Origin of the sequence: Phyllobacterium sp. A18/5-2 (assembly GCF_025452215.1) — a bacterium.
Classification (GTDB): Bacteria; Pseudomonadota; Alphaproteobacteria; order Rhizobiales; family Rhizobiaceae; genus Phyllobacterium; species Phyllobacterium sophorae.
This window is the reverse complement of sequence record NZ_CP104966.1, coordinates 3,520,192-3,538,270: the sequence shown is the minus strand read 5'-3', so window position 1 is coordinate 3,538,270 and position 18,079 is coordinate 3,520,192. Positions and strand designations below refer to the sequence as shown.

Annotated in this window: 19 protein-coding genes, 2 tRNA genes and 2 pseudogenes; 14 read left to right on the top strand and 9 right to left on the bottom strand. The window is 57.2% G+C overall.

Annotation, left to right across the window (positions count from 1 at the left end; all coding sequences use genetic code 11):
* Positions 1-51 precede the first annotated feature (51 nt).
* The 5 genes from N8E89_RS17640 (at position 52) to N8E89_RS17620 (ending at position 5,545) form a co-directional block, all read left to right on the top strand.
* Positions 52-579 carry a Csu type fimbrial protein gene (locus tag N8E89_RS17640; RefSeq protein ID WP_112760890.1) on the top strand — a complete coding sequence of 176 codons (528 nt, stop codon included), beginning with the start codon at positions 52-54 and terminating at the stop codon, positions 577-579.
* 235 nt (positions 580-814) lie between these two features.
* Positions 815-1,345, top strand: a complete 531-nt coding sequence (locus N8E89_RS17635) for a Csu type fimbrial protein (protein ID WP_106663090.1) — start codon at positions 815-817, stop codon at positions 1,343-1,345.
* 27 nt (positions 1,346-1,372) lie between these two features.
* A complete protein-coding gene (locus N8E89_RS17630; protein ID WP_106663091.1) occupies positions 1,373-2,089 on the top strand; it encodes a fimbrial biogenesis chaperone in 717 nt (238 codons plus the stop codon).
* 130 nt (positions 2,090-2,219) lie between these two features.
* Positions 2,220-4,583, top strand: coding sequence for a fimbria/pilus outer membrane usher protein (locus N8E89_RS17625; RefSeq protein WP_262260621.1), 2,364 nt, complete (start codon positions 2,220-2,222; stop codon positions 4,581-4,583).
* Positions 4,580-5,545 (top strand): Csu type fimbrial protein, encoded by a 966-nt coding sequence (locus N8E89_RS17620; protein ID WP_262260619.1) that lies wholly within the window; start codon positions 4,580-4,582, stop codon positions 5,543-5,545. The genes N8E89_RS17625 and N8E89_RS17620 overlap by 4 nt, the downstream gene beginning before the upstream one ends.
* A 313-nt stretch (positions 5,546-5,858) precedes the next feature.
* Here N8E89_RS17620 and N8E89_RS17615 read toward each other — a convergent pair whose 3' ends face one another.
* On the bottom strand, positions 5,859-6,275 hold the full coding sequence (locus tag N8E89_RS17615) for a hypothetical protein (RefSeq protein ID WP_106663094.1): 417 nt from the start codon (positions 6,273-6,275) through the stop codon (positions 5,859-5,861).
* A gap of 59 nt (positions 6,276-6,334) precedes the next feature.
* On the bottom strand, positions 6,335-7,861 hold the full coding sequence (locus N8E89_RS17610) for an NAD(P)H-hydrate dehydratase (RefSeq protein WP_106663095.1): 1,527 nt from the start codon (positions 7,859-7,861) through the stop codon (positions 6,335-6,337).
* 135 nt (positions 7,862-7,996) lie between these two features.
* Between N8E89_RS17610 and N8E89_RS17605 the strand changes: the two genes are divergently transcribed.
* Positions 7,997-8,245 carry a DUF2171 domain-containing protein gene (locus tag N8E89_RS17605; protein WP_106663096.1) on the top strand — a complete coding sequence of 83 codons (249 nt, stop codon included), beginning with the start codon at positions 7,997-7,999 and terminating at the stop codon, positions 8,243-8,245.
* A 30-nt stretch (positions 8,246-8,275) separates the two neighbouring features.
* Here N8E89_RS17605 and N8E89_RS17600 read toward each other — a convergent pair whose 3' ends face one another.
* Together N8E89_RS17600 and N8E89_RS17595 are read right to left on the bottom strand one after the other, a co-directional pair.
* Complete coding sequence (locus N8E89_RS17600) at positions 8,276-8,584, bottom strand: DUF6665 family protein (RefSeq protein WP_106663341.1); 309 nt, start codon at positions 8,582-8,584, stop codon at positions 8,276-8,278.
* Between the two features lie 219 nt (positions 8,585-8,803).
* A tRNA-Asn gene (locus tag N8E89_RS17595) sits at positions 8,804-8,878 on the bottom strand.
* 245 nt (positions 8,879-9,123) lie between these two features.
* Here N8E89_RS17595 and N8E89_RS17590 point away from each other — a divergent pair.
* Positions 9,124-9,372 (top strand): hypothetical protein, encoded by a 249-nt coding sequence (locus tag N8E89_RS17590; RefSeq protein ID WP_106663097.1) that lies wholly within the window; start codon positions 9,124-9,126, stop codon positions 9,370-9,372.
* Positions 9,373-9,390: 18 nt separating this feature from the next.
* On the opposite strand, the gene N8E89_RS17585 is transcribed toward N8E89_RS17590, so the two are convergent.
* Both N8E89_RS17585 and N8E89_RS17580 read right to left on the bottom strand, forming a co-directional pair.
* On the bottom strand, positions 9,391-9,804 hold the full coding sequence (locus tag N8E89_RS17585) for a GFA family protein (RefSeq protein WP_262260615.1): 414 nt from the start codon (positions 9,802-9,804) through the stop codon (positions 9,391-9,393).
* Between the two features lie 136 nt (positions 9,805-9,940).
* Positions 9,941-10,177, bottom strand: coding sequence for a hypothetical protein (locus N8E89_RS17580; protein WP_106663343.1), 237 nt, complete (start codon positions 10,175-10,177; stop codon positions 9,941-9,943).
* Positions 10,178-10,376: 199 nt separating this feature from the next.
* Between N8E89_RS17580 and N8E89_RS17575 the strand changes: the two genes are divergently transcribed.
* Positions 10,377-10,450, top strand: a tRNA-Cys gene (locus N8E89_RS17575).
* A gap of 187 nt (positions 10,451-10,637) precedes the next feature.
* Here N8E89_RS17575 and N8E89_RS17570 read toward each other — a convergent pair.
* The gene (locus N8E89_RS17570) at positions 10,638-11,402 is read right to left on the bottom strand and encodes a putative nucleotide-diphospho-sugar transferase (protein ID WP_106663098.1); all 765 of its coding nucleotides are present in this window, start codon (positions 11,400-11,402) and stop codon (positions 10,638-10,640) included.
* Between the two features lie 354 nt (positions 11,403-11,756).
* On the opposite strand from N8E89_RS17570, the gene N8E89_RS17565 reads away from it, so the two are divergent.
* The 3 genes from N8E89_RS17565 to N8E89_RS17555 all read left to right on the top strand — a co-directional run bounded on the left by N8E89_RS17565 (position 11,757) and on the right by N8E89_RS17555 (position 13,111).
* Positions 11,757-12,086, top strand: coding sequence for an ArsR/SmtB family transcription factor (locus N8E89_RS17565; RefSeq protein ID WP_106663099.1), 330 nt, complete (start codon positions 11,757-11,759; stop codon positions 12,084-12,086).
* Positions 12,083-12,568 carry an SRPBCC family protein gene (locus tag N8E89_RS17560; RefSeq protein WP_106663100.1) on the top strand — a complete coding sequence of 162 codons (486 nt, stop codon included), beginning with the start codon at positions 12,083-12,085 and terminating at the stop codon, positions 12,566-12,568. The genes N8E89_RS17565 and N8E89_RS17560 overlap by 4 nt, the downstream gene beginning before the upstream one ends.
* A 126-nt stretch (positions 12,569-12,694) precedes the next feature.
* Positions 12,695-13,111, top strand: coding sequence for a GFA family protein (locus N8E89_RS17555; RefSeq protein WP_106663101.1), 417 nt, complete (start codon positions 12,695-12,697; stop codon positions 13,109-13,111).
* 5 nt (positions 13,112-13,116) lie between these two features.
* On the opposite strand, the gene N8E89_RS17550 is transcribed toward N8E89_RS17555, so the two are convergent.
* Complete coding sequence (locus N8E89_RS17550; RefSeq protein WP_106663102.1) at positions 13,117-13,668, bottom strand: GGDEF domain-containing protein; 552 nt, start codon at positions 13,666-13,668, stop codon at positions 13,117-13,119.
* A 695-nt stretch (positions 13,669-14,363) separates the two neighbouring features.
* Between N8E89_RS17550 and N8E89_RS17545 the strand changes: the two are divergent.
* From N8E89_RS17545 to N8E89_RS17535, 3 genes and pseudogenes are all read left to right on the top strand, one after another.
* Positions 14,364-15,040: pseudogene (locus N8E89_RS17545) on the top strand (protein-L-isoaspartate O-methyltransferase family protein).
* Between the two features lie 145 nt (positions 15,041-15,185).
* Positions 15,186-16,581 (top strand): annotated as a pseudogene (locus N8E89_RS17540) (TolC family outer membrane protein).
* A gap of 218 nt (positions 16,582-16,799) precedes the next feature.
* Complete coding sequence (locus N8E89_RS17535; RefSeq protein ID WP_245448637.1) at positions 16,800-17,648, top strand: PopZ family protein; 849 nt, start codon at positions 16,800-16,802, stop codon at positions 17,646-17,648.
* A 36-nt stretch (positions 17,649-17,684) separates the two neighbouring features.
* Here N8E89_RS17535 and N8E89_RS17530 read toward each other — a convergent pair whose 3' ends face one another.
* Entirely contained in the window at positions 17,685-18,026 is a 342-nt protein-coding gene (locus N8E89_RS17530) for a hypothetical protein (RefSeq protein ID WP_106663105.1), read from the bottom strand.
* Positions 18,027-18,079: the final 53 nt, after the last annotated feature.

Sequence of the window (18,079 nt, the reverse complement as noted above, 5' to 3'; positions counted from 1 at the left end):
TGCCTCCCAATTAATTGGGGTCTATTTTTTATTTTTTGCCGGATAACCATTATGAATTGTCTTTTTTCAGGGCCCGGCCTGCGCGCTGCGGCTATCGTCATGGCTTTGTCGCAACCGGCGCTGTCTGCATCGCCGACGGGGACACTGAATATCGGTTTGACACTCAAGGGTGGAAGCTGCGAACTGAAAAGTGTGCCCAGCATCGATTTCGGCACCTATGCCAATCTGGTCTTCAAATTGGGGAGGCGCGATATCGAGAAAAGAGCTGACATTGTCATCAATTGCGCCGCGAACACCGGTTACACGCTCACGCTTGGCGCGGGGCTGAATGATGATAATGAGGGCCATCGATTGATGCGCAGCGCTAAAGGCAATCTCGTCTGGTATTATTTGATGTTCGGCCGGGAGAGCATCGAAACCTTTCCCCTCGATGAGAATAATAAACCGATAACAAGGGGCACAGGCACGGGAGCGGACGAGCCCATAACGGTTGTCGCAGGTATCCCGCAGAATATGAGAAGCCCAAATCCTCTTCCCGGAGTCTACAAGGATACGGTTACGCTCATACTCACCTTCTGATGTTTTTTGTGGAGGGCATTTGCAACTACAGAATAATACTAAAGGACAATCGAAATAATGCGCCTATGTTGTTGTGTGTTTAATCGGTAACACCAAACAGGCGTTTTTGTAGAAAGCAGATATACTTTGTATTTTCAAAATGTAGCGCATTGACACCTTGCGCCAGCGATATGTTAACAAACGTTCTCCCAATTTATAGGGACCAATTTAATTTTGAATCATAGGGAATTTTTTGATGATGTCTCGTATTTCAACACGCATTGCATTTGCTTCCGCGCTCGTTGCCTCGCTTGGTTTCACTGGTTCTGCGTTTGCGGCTTCCAAGAGCGGCACGCTCAATGTCCAGCTGACAATTGAAGAGGGTTGCAGTGTCTTTGACACTGACGGCGCCAATCTCAACTTCGGTACATGGTCCGGTCTGACGGACAACATCAAGCAATCAGCAACGTTCAACGTTTCCTGCAGTACGGCAAACGCCAAGTTTACCGTTGGTTTGGATGCCGGCAAAGGCGCTGGCGCCAGTGCTGCCGCGCGCTATATGACGAATAGCACCGATGCGACCAAGAAGGTCGGCTACAATCTCTACACTGCATCTGACTATCAGAAAGTTTGGGGTACAGGTGCTGATGCCGTGAGTTATACTGCGGCGACGACTGCCGCCCAGACGAATGTGCCGTTCACGGTCTACGGCTGGGTAAAGCCCCAGATCAATCCTGGCTCTGGCGTCTACAAGGACACCGTCGCGATCCTGGTTACGCTCAACTAGCAGCTCTGCACATCACTGGAGGACGCCATGCGATCCTTGTTATACGGCATCGGCCTTCTCGGCCTTTGCGCGTTTCAAACCGGCATTGCCGCGGCGTCCTCCCTGCAGGTTTCGCCTACCCGTATCGACCAGGTGATGCCGGCCAGCGCCGGCGTCATCACCCTCAGGAATGAGGAGAACAGACCGGTCAACGTGCAGGTCCGGGTCTTCCGCTGGAGCCAGGTCATGGGTGTTGAGAGGCTGGAGCCGACGGCCGATGTGGTCGCGAGCCCGCCATCGGCGCAGATCGGCGCGGGCAAACAATATCTGTTGCGCGTGGTACGGATCAGCAAAGCGCCGGTCACTGCCGAGGAAAGCTACCGGGTACTGGTCGACGAACTGCCGGACCCGTCGCAGCTGAAGGCGGGCACGGTCAATTTTACCGTGCGGTTTTCACTGCCGGTCTTCTACAGGAGCGAACAATCGGCTGCAGCGCGGGTCGGCTGGAATATCCGGCGCGCCAATGGCGGCTATGTCCTTTTCGGGTCCAATGCCGGCGGCACGAAACTTCGCCTGACGGATATTCAGCTGCTGCAGAGCGGCCGGATCATCGGCGTCAAGAAAGATGCGGGCGGCTATGTGCTGGCTGGAAGCTCGGCGCAATTTCCGCTCGGCCCAGCAAAAGGGCTGAGACCGGGTCCGGCAGTCCTGAAGCTGCAGACCGACAGGGGAGCTCTCGAAGCCGATGTCGACGTCAGCAACTAGAGCAAGCCTTGAAATCCTGGCGCGGTGTGGAGATGACGCTCCGCGCAGGTTTTCAACGCGTGCTCTTCGATGCATCGGGCTGGCTCTGTGGGCCATCGCCTGCCTTGACACGGCAGGGCGGGCGCAAGAGATGCCGCTTGATGCCGCGCCGGTGGCGGCTATTCAGGTGGCGGGCCAGGTGGCGGGGGCGCAGGGACTGCAGCTCGCAGTCTATATCAACGACGTCAATACGGATTTTGTCGGCACATTCGAGCAATTGCCCGACGGCAGCCTGACGGCCGAGCCGGATGAACTCGAGGAAGTGGGGATCAAGCCCGTCAAGAATGCGATCCGGCCTGACGGGTCAATTCACCTCAACGATCTGCCGGGCATCGCATATCATGTCGTGCCGGATACCCAGAGCATTTACGTGACCGCGACCGATGCGGCGCGCGTGCCGCGCAAAATCGATCTCGATGCGCGGCGGACCGGGCGGGAACGGCCCAAACCCTCCGCGAGCACCGGCGCAGTTCTGAACTATTCGCTCTATTCGAGCTCCAACAATTTGATGGACGGCGACCTCAAGCCTTTCCAGGGCATTTCCGGCGGTTTCGATGCACGGTTCTTCAGCCCGTTCGGAACATTGAACCAGTCCTTCACCGCCAGCTTCTCGGACAGCGAATTGCAGGGCGTCAGGCGGCTGAACACCACGTGGAACTATTCCGACGCGGAGCGCCTGATCACCTATAATGCCGGCGATCTCGTCTCGCGCGGATTGCCCTGGACGCGTTCCGTCTACCTCGGCGGCATGCAGATCGAACGGAATTTCTCCTTGCGGGGGGATCTTGTAACCCTGCCCATGCCTGTCGTGTCCGGTTCGGCAGCGGTTCCTTCGACGCTTGATGTCTACACGCAGAATGTAAAGACCTACAGCACGGAGATTCCGGCGGGGCCGTTTGAACTGTCCAATTTTCCGGTGATCAGCGGGGCGGGCGAGGCCCAGGTGGTGTTGAAGGATACGCTCGGCCGTGAAACCAGAACGACATTGCCGTTTTATACTTCGAGCGAGCAGCTGGTCAAGGGACTGCTCGATTTCTCGGCGGAAATCGGCTTTCCCCGCCGCGGTTACGGCAACGAATCCAATGATTATAGCAGCGACATTTTCGGCACGGCGACGGCCCGCTATGGTCTGACCAACTGGCTGACTCTGGAAAGCCATGTGGAGGGTGGTGCCGATCTGTTGAACGGCGGCATTGGCGCCGCCTTTCCGCTCGGGCGCTGGGGCGCCACGTCGCTGGCGGTGGCGGGGAGCCGGCATGACGGCGAAACCGGCGTGCTTGTGAACGGGTCGCTGGAACTGCGCTATGACACATGGACGCTTTACGGCCGCATGCAGCGCACTTTCGGGGATTATGACGATATTGCTTCGGTTTCCGCCGATAGCGAGCGCATTCGCGATCAGTTCTACTATTATCCGGGCGCGCGGATATTCTCGGCGCGGGTACCGCGTTCGATCGATCAGGTGAGCTTCAGTCTTCCAACGCCGTTCAGCCGGTCCAGTATCAATCTTTCCTTCACACAGATCGAAATGGATAACGGCGAGAGAAACCGCGCGGCAAGTGCTTCCTACAGCCAGTCGTTATTCAAAAATACGTCGCTCCATGCGTCCGCCTTTACAGATCTAGACGACAGCGACAATTTCGGCGTCTATGCCGGACTATCCGTATCTTTCGACAACGGCATCTATGCCTCGACCGGTACCGACGATAACGGCGGCGATATTGCCGGTTTCGCGGAAGTTGCGAAATACGCGACCACGGAACAGGGCAGCTATGGCTGGGCCGCGAGAACCAGCGAGGGCAAGACGCCCAACCGCTCGGTATCGGGCAGCTATCGCGGCAAGATCGCGCACGTCGATGGCTATGTGCAGCAATATGGCGACGCGGCACGAGTCAGTGGTCAGATCGATGGCGCTATTGCGGTGGCAGGCGGCGGCGTCTTTGCCACCAATCGTATCGATGACGCCTTTGCCGTGGTCAATGTTGGCGCCCCCGGTGTCGAAGTGAAGTCCGGCAACAATGTGGTTGGGCATACGAATGGCAGCGGGCGACTCATCGTGCCGGATCTCAACTCATGGGAGACCAACCAGATCGATATCGACCCGCAGAACCTCCCCGTCGATGCCGCTATCGGTGATACGCAAAGCATTATCGTTCCCGCTAACCAGGGCGGCGTGGTGGTGGATTTCCATGTCAAGGAAGCTGGCGGCGGGGCGATCGTCACGTTGCTCGATGCAAATGGAAAGCCGTTGGCGGCCGGGCTTCTGGGGAAGATCGACGGTAGCGGGAACACGTTTGTCGTCGGTTATGATGGCGAGGCATTCGTCCAGGGGCTCGCGCCGGGTGAAAATCTGGTTTCGATTGAACTGACAGGCGGAAGCTCCTGTCATGCAGCTTTTGCCTACCGGCCACAACCCGGAAACCAGGTATCAATCAGGAATGTGGTGTGCCAATGAGACGGTTGTTGTTACTGCTGATCTGCCTTGCCGGGTTCACGCTGGTCCCCCGGATGGCTTTCGCGCTCACCTGCACGTTCGCCCCGAGCGGGGAAATGGTCTTCTCGGGCAGTCCGTCGGGGTCCGCCGTTCTCGACGCTTCATTGAACATAACCTACTCTTGCTGGAGTACACCCCTCGATCCTGGAACAACCGTTCTGGTCTGTCCGGCAGTGGGCGGGCTTGACGCGGCAACCGGAACACGCAGCATGAAGGCCGGCAGCAGTGATCTAAAATTCCAGCTCTATTCCGATGCGGCCAGATCGAAAGTCGCCCCGGACCAGGGCTATCCAGCGACCCTCATGCAATTGGCGGTGGTCTTTATGGGCGTCGGCAATGGAACCTTCACATTTCCCTATGGGCGGATCGAGAAGCAGCGGGTGGAGTCAGGAGACTATTCAGCGAATATACCGATTACTTTTTACTATCGCTGGCTGACCCTGTTGGAACCGCCGCCTGGCTGCCCGCTTGGCGTTGGCACCCAGACTACGCAAATGAATTTCATGGCCAGGATCAAGGTCGACAAGACTTGCTCTGTGGACACAAGTCCGATCAATTTCGGCAAGATGGCGGCCCTGCCGCAGGGTCAGGATATCGACGCGACCGGCTCGCTGAAAATCAACTGCACGCCGAATGTGGGTTACAATATCCTGCTGGGCAACGGCAAAGCGGCGATCGGCCCTAACGCCAGGAAAATGTTCGCCGGATCAGACCCCGTCGGTCAATCGATCGGCTATGGTCTTTACAGCGACCCGGGCCGGACTGCTTCCTGGGGCGATATGACCACTGCAAGCGGGCAGGCAGAGAAGCTTGGTACGGGGACAGAGCAGAATTATACCGTCTATGCCCGTGTCCCCAGGGGGCAGGCGACACCTCCAGCAGGCATCTATTCGGACTACGTCATCGTGACCGTGACTTACTAGGTGCTGATGTTCACGCCATGGCGAAATGGCGCCTGAAACGGCAAGAAAATGCAACGCAGGTATTAAAAAAGCAAAAGGCCGGGAGCTACCCGACCTTCCTAAGCTTACCTCAACATCAGTGCCAGTACATCCGTGGTCAAAGATGGAAATAAGCTATTCGCTATGTGTAATCATTAGCCTGTCATTGCGACAGAATAATGACAGGCGGTAAATGACTGGAAGCGCGTACGCCATACAAATCGCGCTTGGGAACAAGGTGAATGATCAAGGTAAACGCGGGGTTAATAGATCGGCACAAATTAAATGAAATCGCTCAGGCCGGTCCCAGCATCCTGTCCTGGTTCGTTCGTCCGCCCATGCAGCGGTAGCGAACTTCGTAGCGAGGATCCATGATAGCCGTCACATCCTGCGCAGTGCAGTTGCGTCCGGAGCTGCGCAGGTACTGTTCTGCGGCATCGCGGTAGACCACTGGAGGAGTGGCAACGAGGCTGTTGGCGACGCCCATACCAAGGCCGCGGACGAAACCTTCGGTTGCCGAGCCGCCTGTACCCGGCCCTATCATCATCCGGCCGCGCGCCGGATTGTCGATGATCTGGAATGACTGGCCGCTTGACGCCGTGAACTGTTGCTGAGGCAAGCCGCCATAGTTGGATTTAGCGTAATTGATCCCGGCGCAGCCGCTCATTGCAATCATCAGGAGAGGGGCCGTCAGCCGCAAAAACAGTTTCATGATTCACTCCCGCTTTCGTTGAATCGTGGTCTTTTTGGTGCAGTCTTCGTCACTGGCAATCAACGGTCCATTTCCCGGTTGGTTCCCGGATCGCGATTTGCCCGCAACCCGGCGATGACCTTCGTGGCCGCCATTGGAAGGTCTTCCGCGATCAGTCCAAAGCCGAGATGGTGCGCGGCTGCGCCGTGAATGTAGACCGCCGCGCAAGCTGCTTCAAAGGGCGGCATGCCTTGCGCCATCAATCCCGCAGCAAGCCCCGCCAGCACGTCACCGGAGCCCGCGGTCGCCAGCAAAGGCGTGCCGTTGGTATTGATCGCGGCGCGACCATCCGGCGCTGCGATCACGGTATCGGCACCTTTATATATGACGATCGCGCCGGCGCGGGCGGCGGCCTCGCGAGCTCGTTCGAGCTTGGATGGCGTCTTGGTGGCGACGATATCCGGAAACAGCCGCTTGAATTCGCCCTCATGGGGCGTCAGTACGAGACGGACCTCCGGAAAGCGCTGCGTTGCATTGAAGAGGGCGTCCGGGCGATCCTGAAAGGATGTGATCGCATCGGCGTCGAAAACCAGTTTGACTGACTGGTCCTGCAGCAGGGACAGGGAAAACTCGCGTGTTTTATCACCAATGCCGAAGCCGGGGCCAAGCACGAAGGCAGATGGTTTTCGCCTCTCGATGAACGATATCAGGTCTTGCCTGTGATCGCAGCGGCTGAGCATGATGGAGGTGAGGTGCGCGGCATTGACGGAGAGTGCTGTATCGGGCGACAAAACGGTGACCGCGCCTGCACCGCTTCTTGCTGCTGATAGCGCCGATAGCCGCGCTGCGCCGGTCGAGGTCGCATCGCCGGAAAACACCGCCACATGGCCGCGCGTGTACTTGTGCGTGTCCGCACCGGGCGCCGGAAGCAGCTCTCGCCACAGGCGCGGCATGTTTTCGAAACAGCCTGGCTTCACGGCGGCGAGAACGTCATCCCGGATGCCAATATCGACGACGGTCAAATCACCACAGAGCGTGCGACCCGGGTAGAGCAGGTGACCGGGCTTCTTGCGGAAGAACGTGATAGTGGCGTGCGCCTCGAGGACGGGGCCGAGCGGCTGTCCGCTGGAACCATCGAGGCCCGAGGGCATGTCGACGGCCACCCGGCGCACCGGCGCATCGTTGGCGCGGGCGATGGCGCCTGCGGCCTTGCCTGCTATCGGCCTGTCGAGGCCAGCGCCAAACAATGCATCCACAACGAGACTGCCGGGCGCCGGTTCAAAACCGTCGATGGCGCGGGGTTTGACAGGGCAGTCTGCCAATGCCCGCGCTGCATCGGTTCCGGGCTTCGGGGAGCCTGTGGACCAGACCTGCACACGAGCGCCGCTCTCGATCAGGAGACGGGCAATGACGTAGCCGTCGCCGCCATTGTTCCCGGGCCCGCACAGGATGTGAAATTCCGGCATGTCGCCATGATGCGCCAGAAGATGACGGGCGATGGCATGGCCGGCGTTCAGCATGAGAGCGTAACCGTCGCCGGGGCCAGCCGCGATGGTTAGCCTGTCAGCTTCACCCATCTCGGCGGGGGTCAAAATCTCGTAAGCCATTGGGGGCAACGCTTTCCTTGAGGATCATGCCGGGCAGAGTAGAGCTTTCGCGCCTGTCCCGGAAGCCTCCAACGCGGCAATGCATCCAAAGTCCGCTTCATGCGTTCATGATGCGTCATCCTTGGAGGTAATGTCATGACTGCTACACGCATCAAGCAACATATGGAAGTGATCGGCGCCGACGGTGTGCATGTCGGTACCGTGGACAGGATCGAGGGCGGGCGAATCAAATTGATCAGGAAAGACAGCGGCGAGGGTACGCACAAAGGCCATCATCATTATATTTCGATATCGCTGGTTGCGGATGTGGAAGGCAACCGCGTTCGTCTTTCTGCCAATTCTGACGTGGCGGTGATGTTCGAGGAAGAGGCGCCGGAGAAATAAGCCAGCAGTTTATCGGTCGCCTGGCGCCGGCTAAACCGCCCCCAGCCGGACCAGCACTGCGCGCGGAATGCCATAATGCTGGATGGGATCATCGTGATTGCGCAGGCCGCATAGTTCGCGCTGGATGAAATAGGCGTGTACTGCCTGTGCCGCGGCCTTAAGGCACACCTCCCGGTCCACCTCCGCCGCAGCGTGCAATCTTTCCAGCGTCCGCTCGACTTTCTGTCCAGCGCGCCCGAGCGCCGCAGCCGTTTCCGCCAGGATTTCCATGTCAATGGCGCTCGGCGGGCCATTCTGGTCAAACCGGGCGGAAATGCTTCGGGGCGATCGAAAAGACATGACGTATCGGCTGTTGAAGCGGTTGAACATGCGGATCGCAAAGCGATCGCGAGCGAATACCGGCACGATTCGAGCACAGAGTCGGTTTTGCCGCAAGCTCGGGTCATTCAATTCGCCAGCGGCGGCCTCCAGAAAAAGCTGAAACCGCCAAATGCTGTCCGCGAGCTCAGAAAAAGCAAAAGGCCTGAGCGATTTCTCGGCTCAAGCCTTTGAAGTGACTGGCTCCCCGGGCCGGATTCGAACCAGCGACCGATCGGTTAACAGCCGATTGCTCTACCACTGAGCTACCGGGGAATATCTACTTAGTCATCAGCGAAGTGGCCTATAGCAAAAGGGTTCCGCTTTTGCAAAGGACGATTTCGATTTTTTTCCACTAATGTGCATAACAAAACGATGACATGCGTCGGGAGGCTTCCTACATCGGGACTGAAACGCCATTTAACGAGAAGAGAATATCGTTGTCCGATCGTCCGGAAGATACTGATACGCACCCCAATACGGGACATCACAAGCACCAGTCGCACAGGAAGCGCCGGCACATGCGCATCTTTGGCCGCCATGTACCCGTGCCGCAATCGGTGGCAATGCGCCGCATGCTTGGCGGATTGCTGGTTGCGGGCGGCACTCTGGGCTTTCTGCCCATCCTTGGATTCTGGATGGTTCCGCTTGGGCTCGTCGTGTTGTCGCATGATTCGGCTATCGTGCGGCGCAAGCGCCGTCAGATCGAGGTCAAGCTGGGCCGCCGGTGGAAGGGCAGCTGGTTTGATTCAAACAAGAATGAAGGCTGAGCGGGAATGTGGCGACAATTACAATGATTCCGCCTGTTCCGCATATTGCCTGGTCAAACCTTCGTATTGATCGAATGCCGGCAGAGCTTCGAAGCTGTGAACGGCCGGCGTGGTCGCCCAAGGCAGCTTCTCGCTTGTCCATGTTTCGATGAATGGTGTGAACCAGCCGGGATTGTCGAGCATGGTCGGGCGAAGGTTGACGAGCCAGTCAAGACCTTCGGGCCTTGTGAACATCCAACTCATGCAATGGGGGCAGAAATAATGCCGGGATGCGCCATGCAGACCGCCAATGACTGGCTGTCCTTTCGTGATTGAGAAGCCTTCACTCGCAATAGCCGCACTCAACGAGTAAGCGCTGGCGCTCATGCGTTGGCAGCCGGTGCAGTGACAGGCCATGGTAAGAAGGGGCTTGGCAGTAATCTTCAGGCGCACCTGGCCGCAACGGCACCCGCCCTCCTGAGGTAACGCGAGATCCGCTCATGATCAGTTCTCTCAGTTGCTGCAGCCAACGATAAACAGGATTGGCTTTGACTGTCAAAGGAACGAACCGCGCCGAGTTCCAGCGATGCTACACTGTTGGCAGCAACAACATCAACGCACCGATAGCCGCAATCAAGAGACCAGGCCAATTGGCTTTCAGACCAAGAAAGCGCAGGCCACGATGGCGCGGCTCGAGCGTGAGACCGGCTGGCTCATGGGGAGAAGAATGCGCATCGGTCAACCTGCCGCGATAGATGGCGACTCCTGCCATATACAAAAGTCCGCATGTAACCAGCAATGCACCGACGAGAGTGGTTGTTGCCATCGGAGCCTCCTCAAGCAGGTAACGGATTGCATGCGCTTTCGTTCCAGAGGGCCCTGGAGCGATTGTTTTGCGCATGTTCATTTTTCGTATTGCGGCACAAAACAAAAACGGCTATTCGGAATGCCGCAAGTGACGCTGTTCGAAATGAATATTCGTCGCTTCTATAAGTAGTTAATTTCATTAGCTATTTTGACTTTGGGGCCTCGTGGCGGAGTGGTTACGCAGAGGACTGCAAATCCTTGCACCCCGGTTCGATTCCGGGCGAGGCCTCCAATAAGTTCAGGCGCCACATCAACTAATTGATTTACTTATCTTTTCGTCAAGTGTGGCAATCCGGGACACCACCCGTCATCAGGGTGAGGCGATACCTTCCCCATTTCACGCCAGTCAACTTCGAAATGGCCCGACCCGCGCATCGGACATTCCGCGTATAAACTTTCATGGTCTTGCATCCTTGGCCTCAAGCGCTGCCGATCAGGACCTCTTCTATTTGCCTGACGCGTTCGCGCCTGCGTCTAAGGCGCTTTCCAACACGGCCGAAAAGCCGCTTCTTGTGTGTCGCTTGCCGGCTGGCTTGCAGCTGTTCGATATAGACAACGTCGGTTTTTTCGTTGGTCAGGCGGTCAAAAATCCAACAGAAAGATACTGGCAGGGAACCGACTTGAAACTGCCGTGCGCCGGATGCCTGATCCTCCGCTATTATTTGCTGCAATACCAATTGGTCCCAAATATCAGGGTCTTCGTCGCACCGTTCCTTCCACATTTCGATGAGGCGAAGTGCGGCAGGTGTATCGTTAATCAGGATGGTCGCTGATATCAGTCGCCCATTGTCCGAATAATGGACTGCAAGGTCGCCGTCAAACGAGGCTAGCGCAGGCCATGGATTGCGATGGAAGACCGCATCAACATCCACGTAAAGAAGCGGGCCTCGCTTATGGCGACGCTCTTTCAAAAGGAAGCTCGGTTTCATGGCAGCGTTGCGGACCCAACTGCCAGCGCTTTCAATGGCGGTAGCGGTGACCTCCAGCCCCAAGCGCACGGCCGAGGCGATCATGCGCCTGGCTTCATGTACGTAGAATGAGTTGGAGGTGAAGAAGGCGACGATCTCTCCCGTTGCCTGGGCAACTGGATGATGTTCAATTTCGCGATCATCCGGGAAGGGGACTATGATGGACCGGTGCGCAGATTTGTTAGCGCGAAACAGGTCAAGGAGGCGCGATAGCATAGGTGGCCTTGTAAGGATTGGTCTTGAGAGGGGGTACCCATGCACCAGCTTTCGGGCTGGTGCAACCCCAACGCCAAACTGCTGCGCGTGGCATCAAGGTGATTTAACGCCCTCTCACCTCGCTCCCGGTGAGGTATCCACAGTGCTTTTCCGTGTTTAACTAATTGATTTTCTTGCTGACCCCTTTCCGTGCAACCTTGGTTTGAAAAGCTTGGCAGTGTCATTTTGCGATTCTACCCCAATCACTATCCGGCCCAGCGATCGAGGGACGCAATTCAGCGGCAGAGATAATGAGGTCGCGAAACAAAAACATTAGTGTTGACTAATTAATGAGTGGTGGCTAATGTAATAGCCATGATTGAAGCCGTTACCATAAGCGCTGTCCTGCGCACCCTTGCCGATCCGACCCGCCGGGCCGTCTACGAGCGTGTCGTCAGCTCCGATGAGATAACCGTGGTCGAACTGACGCGAGGGAGCGGCGTAACACAGGGTGCCATCTCCCAGCACCTCAAATCATTGAAACAGGCGGGTCTGGTTGCGGAGCGGCCCGAGGGCCGGAAGGTCTATTATCGCGCTGAACCCGAGGGCCTTTCGCCGCTCGTCGAGTGGATGAGCCATTACGGCGTATTCTGGCGCGAGCGCTTTGCAAACCTCAGAACCTTGTTAACGGAGATGGATACATGAACGACGTCGCGCTGAAGTCCGGCACACAGGAAATCGTAGTCGAAGAGGTCTTGCCGCATGCACCGGAGACGATCTGGAAAGCGCTGACAACAGGCGAATTGATTAATCGCTGGCTGCGGATGCCTTTGATCGGATTCGAGGCGGTGGAGGGCAGGCACTTCACGTTCCAGACGACGCCGGCCGGCATGTGGGACGGTGTCATTCACTGCCAAGTGCTGGAGGCGAAGCCGAACGAGCGGCTTGCTTATGCCTGGAAGGGCGGACACGAAGGAAATGCCGGCTATGGCTCACGTTTGGATACAGTGGTCACGTGGACCCTCTTCAAAGTCGATAGCGGAACGCGCCTTCGTCTTGTCCACTCCGGCTTCGTACTCCCAAGGAACGATGTGGCGTTCACGAATATGGGCGCAGGGTGGAAGAGGGTTGTCCCCAGCATCGGCGATGTCGTTGCGGAACAGGTCTCTTCAAAGAAGCTGCACTGACGCGGCGTCGTGAAGAGTACAACAGGGGCTGACTGCTGCGTTCATTCACCCAGACACTGAAAATGCAGAGTGCCGTCCGTTGCTGGTTCTGTGGGACCAACCGGGCTTTATCGCAGGAGTGAAAACATGAGCAAGGCTTATACCGGCGGATGCGCCTGCGGCGCGATCCGTTATGAAATTTCTGCCGAACCAATAGTGATGAACGACTGTCAGTGTCGCGACTGTCAGCGGAAAAGCGGCACAGGCCACGGATCCTATCTGACCTTCCCGAGCAAGGAGAGTGTGAAACTCAGCGGCGAAGCCATGCATTGGGATATCGCCAGCGATAGCGGCAATGTGAAGACGCGTTCCTTCTGCCCCACCTGCGGATCACCGGTCTATTTGACGTTTGCGGCCATGCCCGATCTGTTCACAGTGCACGCCGCGAGCCTTGACGATCCAAGTCGATACAAGCCGCAAATGGTAACCTACGGCGTGCGAGGCTACGCCTGGGACCACATCGATTCAAACCTGCCGAAATTCGACAAGATGCCTGCGCCATGATGTGTCTAGCTGGAGCGTCGTTCCGAATAGCGGCGGTAGACGCCTTTTCCGGCTTTCTTGGCGATATAGAGGGCAGCATCACCGCACCACAACAGGCTTTCAGGTGTATCGCCATCGCGCGGCGCAAGGGCCGCGCCGATAGTAACACTGATTGCCGCCGGCTCGGCCCGGCCAATATCGTAGGGCTGTGAAAGCGTGCCGATGATGCGGTCGGCGATGCTGGCAACCTCGTTCGCCGTCACCTGCAGCAGGACGATAGCGAATTCGTCGCCATCGATGCGGTAGACCACATCATTCTTGCGCATGCATGACTGCAGGCGATCAGCCACAAGTCTAAGCAGCGTATCGCCCTCAGCGCGCCCATATTGTTCGTTGAATTTCTTGAACCCGTCCAGATCAATGCAGAGGATGGCAAACTCCAGCCGGTCGTCGAAATCGCTTTCTGCATAGGACCCGCAAAGACTGTCGAGATGCTCCTCGAGCGCGGCTCTGTCAGCCAGTCCTGTCAATTCGTCCTGGCTGATGGGAGACGCGTTGAATCCTTTGATCTCGATCATTTGCTTTGAATTCCTATCGTTCGCACGAACGATTCCATGCACTGAAGTATAGAATGACAGGTGCAGCCGAACTGTTCAATCCCGGAATAATCCTACGGTTAAGGGAGTTTGTTACCAGATACTATTTTCTTATAAAGATATTTCGCACTTGAACTTGCAGTCTGACAAAGCTTCCTGCTTTCGTTGGTGCAGCGAGAATAACGAGGAGATCAAGCAAGTATCGATGCGCGATCCAGTAAAGCACGACCGATCCGGATGACCCTGATCTCCTCGATGCTTACAACAAATGGCGGGAACGCTGCGCGGCGACCAGGCTGACCCCGCGCCATGGCCGTGTTGTCACCTCCAAATCAGCCGCAGATGATTCGGGCGGCAGGCGTGGCATCGCTATTGTACCCTGGTCTTCGGGCGACCGGCGAAGCAGTTGACCGGGGGCGGGTGGCGGACAGTGGTGCATGAAGGCCGCAGTCCTGAGACAATGTGAACAGTGAAGCGCCGTCGCGTTAGTCATTCATTGACGCTGACGGAAAATTTTGCCACATCCTCTGACAAATTGAGATAAATTGGTGCTTCTATAGGAAGATGGTCCTCAAGGATCATCAACTTTACAGGCGGCAGGTTGGATGCGGATCTGTCAGAAGCATGTTACGCGCCTACATGTGTTGCAGGCGCCTTGCCAGGAAAGCTTGTAGAATATGATGCTGAATTTCGAAGACTTGCGGATCAAGATGGTCGACAATCAGTTGCGCACGACTGATGTGACCGACAAACCGCTGCTTCAGGCTTTTCTTGATGTCCCGCGCGAGAAGTTTGTGCCAAGCACACGTCACGCACTGGCCTATATCGATGACGATGTCCTGGTTTCGGCTGCTACGGCAGACTCTATCGCCCGCTATCTGATGCAGCCGTCGCCTTTCGCGAAGCTGGTTCAGCTTGCCAATGTCCAGCCCGATGATGTCGTTCTCGATATCGGATGCGGCACGGGCTATTCATCAGCCGTGATTTCGCGAGATCGCAGGTTCGGTGATCGCTCTCGAAAGTGACAGGAATCTGGCCGATCAGGCGACCGCTATATTGTCGGAGTGCGGGTCGGATTGTGTTGTGGTCGTCCATGGGCCGCTGGAGAAGGGTTATCCCTCCGAAGCGCCCTACGACGTAATCATAATTGAGGGTAGCGTGGACCACGTTCCTAGTACATTATTCGATCAATTGAAGGATGGGGGCCGACCTCGTGGTTGTCGAGGGGGCGGGAAATGCAGGCAAGGCAATGCTTTACGGAAAAAATGATGGGGTTGTTTCCGGACGCCGGGCTTTCAATTCCGCAGTCAAACCGCTTCCCGGATTTGAGAAGGTAGCAGAATTCGAATTCTGAGTGTCGCCTATGAGACAAAAGTGCAACGGTTGAGTACTTTTGTCAGCAGATTGGAAATTGTGCCTGTGGCCTTCTTGCCAATTGGCGAACAATGAACAACATGTTGTCGAACCAATCGGTTCGGTTGGACGTGCAAGTTTAGAGAATGAAGGGGCTTATAGTGTTCTTAGCGGGTAAGCGAGTACTCACCGCAGCGCTGATGTCGGCGACGGTATTGGCCACTACGCCTTCGATGGCTGAAACAATCTTTGGCGCAATGGCCAAGGCATACAGCAACAATTCCACGCTCAATGCCGACAGGGCGGGCGTCCGCGTTACGGATGAAGGCGTTGCAGTCGCGAAATCGGGCTACCGTCCGGTTGTATCTGCCACGGCAGATTTGACCACGACCGCTAGCCGGCTTGACGGAGGTACCCACGGTACCAGGAATACCGGAACGTTCGGGATACAGATCAATCAGACGCTCTTTGATGGTTTCACCGTCAGCAACAACATCAAATCGGCCAAGACACAGGTTCTGGCGGCCCGCGAAAACCTGCGCAACAACGAGCAAAACCTGCTCTTCAGTGCTGCTCAGGCGTATATGGATGTCTATCTGAACCGCCAGATCGTTATTCTGCGCCAGAAGAACCTCGAGTTTCTTGACGAGCAGCTGCGCGCCGCAAAGGCGCGATCTCGATGTGGGCGAAGGAACCCGTACGGACGTTGCGCAGGCGGAGGCATCGAAGGCTTCCGCGATCGCCACGCTCGATGCGGCAAAATCGGATGAGAAGATCGCGGAAGCGAATTATATCCAGATCGTTGGAACGACACCCGGCAGGCTGGCGGCTGCCGCTATGGCCTCGAAGTCATTGCCGAAATCGATGCAGCAGGCGTTTTCAATCGCAACCGGCAATCATCCGGCAATTCTCGCCAGCCAATATGCCGTGGACGCGGCCGGTTACAGTGTGAAGGCCAATGAGGGGCAACTCCTGCCACAGGTTGGACTTGTGGGTACAGTTGAGCGCGAGGAGATTTTTTCAGGCGGTATCAGCACCGGCACGACGGATAGCACCTCAGCGTCCGCAGGTATCCAGGTGACGATTCCGATCTACAATGGCGGCCGGACCTCTGCACTTGTCCGCCAATCCAAGGAAACCCTGGGCCAGCGTCGCATCGAGGTCGATGTGGCGCGCGACAGTGTCCGCCAGGCCATCGCTCAAGCTTATTCGCAAATGGAATCAGCCAAGGCACAGATCGTTGCACAAAGGTCAGTGGTGGCTGCCGCGCAACTCGCCTTGAACGGCGTGATCGAGGAGCGCAAGGTTGGCCAGCGCACCACCCTGGACGTCTTGAACGCGCAGGCCGACGTTCTCACCGGTCAGGTATCGCTCGCACAGGCCGAACGGGACAGTGTCGTTACCAGCTATGCGGTTCTGTCAGCCGTTGGCCGATTGACCGCATCGCAGATCGGACTTCAGGTTGCCGAGTACAGACCGGAAGAGCACTACGAAGCGGTAAAGGACAAGTGGATCGGTCTGCGCACGCCGGACGGGCGCTGATTTCCGATTTATCCGCGGTTTGCCGCTTTCAAATTTGCCGCCAGGCCGACCGCCTGGCGGCAAATTGTTTTCCGGCGCCAGTTGAGGCGTTTTTCAGAAAATCTGTGGGTTAGCTGCAAACATTTCGCCTGAGGATTCTCAAACGCATTACAAGCCTCTACACTGAATACAGATCTCGTTGCAGCGCAACGAAACAAGATGTAGTGGGCAAGAGCATCATGGCACAATCATCCAGCGTCGCGCGGGAACCCTCCATGGAGGAAATTCTCGCATCGATCCGCCGCATCATCGAGGAGAGCGATACCACGCGGCCCGATGACACGCCGCCAGTTCCCGTCAACTCCGATATCCCATCGCGTACGGCGGTGCGCGAGCCCCATTCTGCCGATCGATACAGCGATGAGGAAGCCGAGCTGCCACCACGCGAAGGCATCGCCGTCGCAGCCGCCACGCCATCGTTTGAATCGCCGCTCGGACGGTCTTCTTCGCCACTGCAATCAAAGCTGGTGGAACGGGAACCCGCGCCCGACACGCCGTTGAACGCCGATATCCCGGACAGGCAGGCCGCCGATGCTCCTGGCCAGCAGGTCGCGCCACTGCCCGCCGAAACGCTGGAGGACGCCTCGGGAGTCCATACTGCGACGAAGGTTCCTGAAATGCATCCTGCGTTGACTGAAGAAGCTGCATTGCGGCAAGAAGATCCGGCAGCTGCGGACTTGAATCCTCCGGTGTTCGATACGGAGGCCGTCGAGCTGGCCGATACCCTGTCGGTCCCCACCCGTCTCACTGGTCCGGAACCGGATGCACGAATGGACGACGAAGTGTCGCTCGATCTGGAGCAGGCGCTCGAACCCATCCTTTCCGAGGCGGCCGAGCGGCAGGTGAGTTCAGCGTTCGATGATCTGTCATTCGCCGTCCGCAATGAGCAAAGGCGCTCATTCGATGAGATCGCGCAGGAGATCATGCGACCCTTGCTGCAGGACTGGCTGGACAACAACCTGCCGACGCTGGTCGAACGCCTCGTGCGCGAGGAAATCGAGCGGGTGGCACGAGGCGGCCGACGGTAAGCCGGGCCGCTTGCGCGTTGGAATTACCCAGCTGTGCTAGCGCCCCTGGATCACTTTGAGCGCATTGGGAGTAAGGGCGCCCTTATAGACGGAATTGATGTCGTCGCGCGTCAGTTTCCCGCTGGCAACTCCCTGGACAATGCGTCTGCAGAAGACCGTCGGCACGCTTGCGACTGACGTCCCCGCCAGCGTAGCAAAACTCTGGCGCCGCTCGGGCGACATGTTACCCACTGAGGTGGAGCAGTTTGCGATTTCAGCTTTCTGCTGAGCGGGATTTCGCACGCTGGCTTGTACTTGCTTGTAGCGGTTTTCAGACACCATGCATCCCGCCAGCACAAGCGCAGCGAGGCATGATGTAACCAAATGCGAGATTTTCATTCTCTTCCCCCAAAATGCGCCACTGTTGCGCGGCTCACTGGTCGAGGGTTCGC

Coding starts and splice junctions, on each gene's coding strand:
- N8E89_RS17640 (WP_112760890.1), top strand. CDS start 52: ATGAATTGTCTTTTTTCAGGGCCCGGCCTGCGCGCTGCGGCTATCGTC.
- N8E89_RS17635 (WP_106663090.1), top strand. CDS start 815: ATGATGTCTCGTATTTCAACACGCATTGCATTTGCTTCCGCGCTCGTT.
- N8E89_RS17630 (WP_106663091.1), top strand. CDS start 1,373: ATGCGATCCTTGTTATACGGCATCGGCCTTCTCGGCCTTTGCGCGTTT.
- N8E89_RS17625 (WP_262260621.1), top strand. CDS start 2,220: ATGCCGCTTGATGCCGCGCCGGTGGCGGCTATTCAGGTGGCGGGCCAG.
- N8E89_RS17620 (WP_262260619.1), top strand. CDS start 4,580: ATGAGACGGTTGTTGTTACTGCTGATCTGCCTTGCCGGGTTCACGCTG.
- N8E89_RS17615 (WP_106663094.1), bottom strand. CDS start 6,275: ATGAAACTGTTTTTGCGGCTGACGGCCCCTCTCCTGATGATTGCAATG.
- N8E89_RS17610 (WP_106663095.1), bottom strand. CDS start 7,861: ATGGCTTACGAGATTTTGACCCCCGCCGAGATGGGTGAAGCTGACAGG.
- N8E89_RS17605 (WP_106663096.1), top strand. CDS start 7,997: ATGACTGCTACACGCATCAAGCAACATATGGAAGTGATCGGCGCCGAC.
- N8E89_RS17600 (WP_106663341.1), bottom strand. CDS start 8,584: ATGTCTTTTCGATCGCCCCGAAGCATTTCCGCCCGGTTTGACCAGAAT.
- N8E89_RS17590 (WP_106663097.1), top strand. CDS start 9,124: ATGCGCATCTTTGGCCGCCATGTACCCGTGCCGCAATCGGTGGCAATG.
- N8E89_RS17580 (WP_106663343.1), bottom strand. CDS start 10,177: ATGGCAACAACCACTCTCGTCGGTGCATTGCTGGTTACATGCGGACTT.
- N8E89_RS17570 (WP_106663098.1), bottom strand. CDS start 11,402: ATGCTATCGCGCCTCCTTGACCTGTTTCGCGCTAACAAATCTGCGCAC.
- N8E89_RS17565 (WP_106663099.1), top strand. CDS start 11,757: ATGATTGAAGCCGTTACCATAAGCGCTGTCCTGCGCACCCTTGCCGAT.
- N8E89_RS17560 (WP_106663100.1), top strand. CDS start 12,083: ATGAACGACGTCGCGCTGAAGTCCGGCACACAGGAAATCGTAGTCGAA.
- N8E89_RS17555 (WP_106663101.1), top strand. CDS start 12,695: ATGAGCAAGGCTTATACCGGCGGATGCGCCTGCGGCGCGATCCGTTAT.
- N8E89_RS17550 (WP_106663102.1), bottom strand. CDS start 13,668: ATGATCGAGATCAAAGGATTCAACGCGTCTCCCATCAGCCAGGACGAA.
- N8E89_RS17535 (WP_245448637.1), top strand. CDS start 16,800: ATGGCACAATCATCCAGCGTCGCGCGGGAACCCTCCATGGAGGAAATT.
- N8E89_RS17530 (WP_106663105.1), bottom strand. CDS start 18,026: ATGAAAATCTCGCATTTGGTTACATCATGCCTCGCTGCGCTTGTGCTG.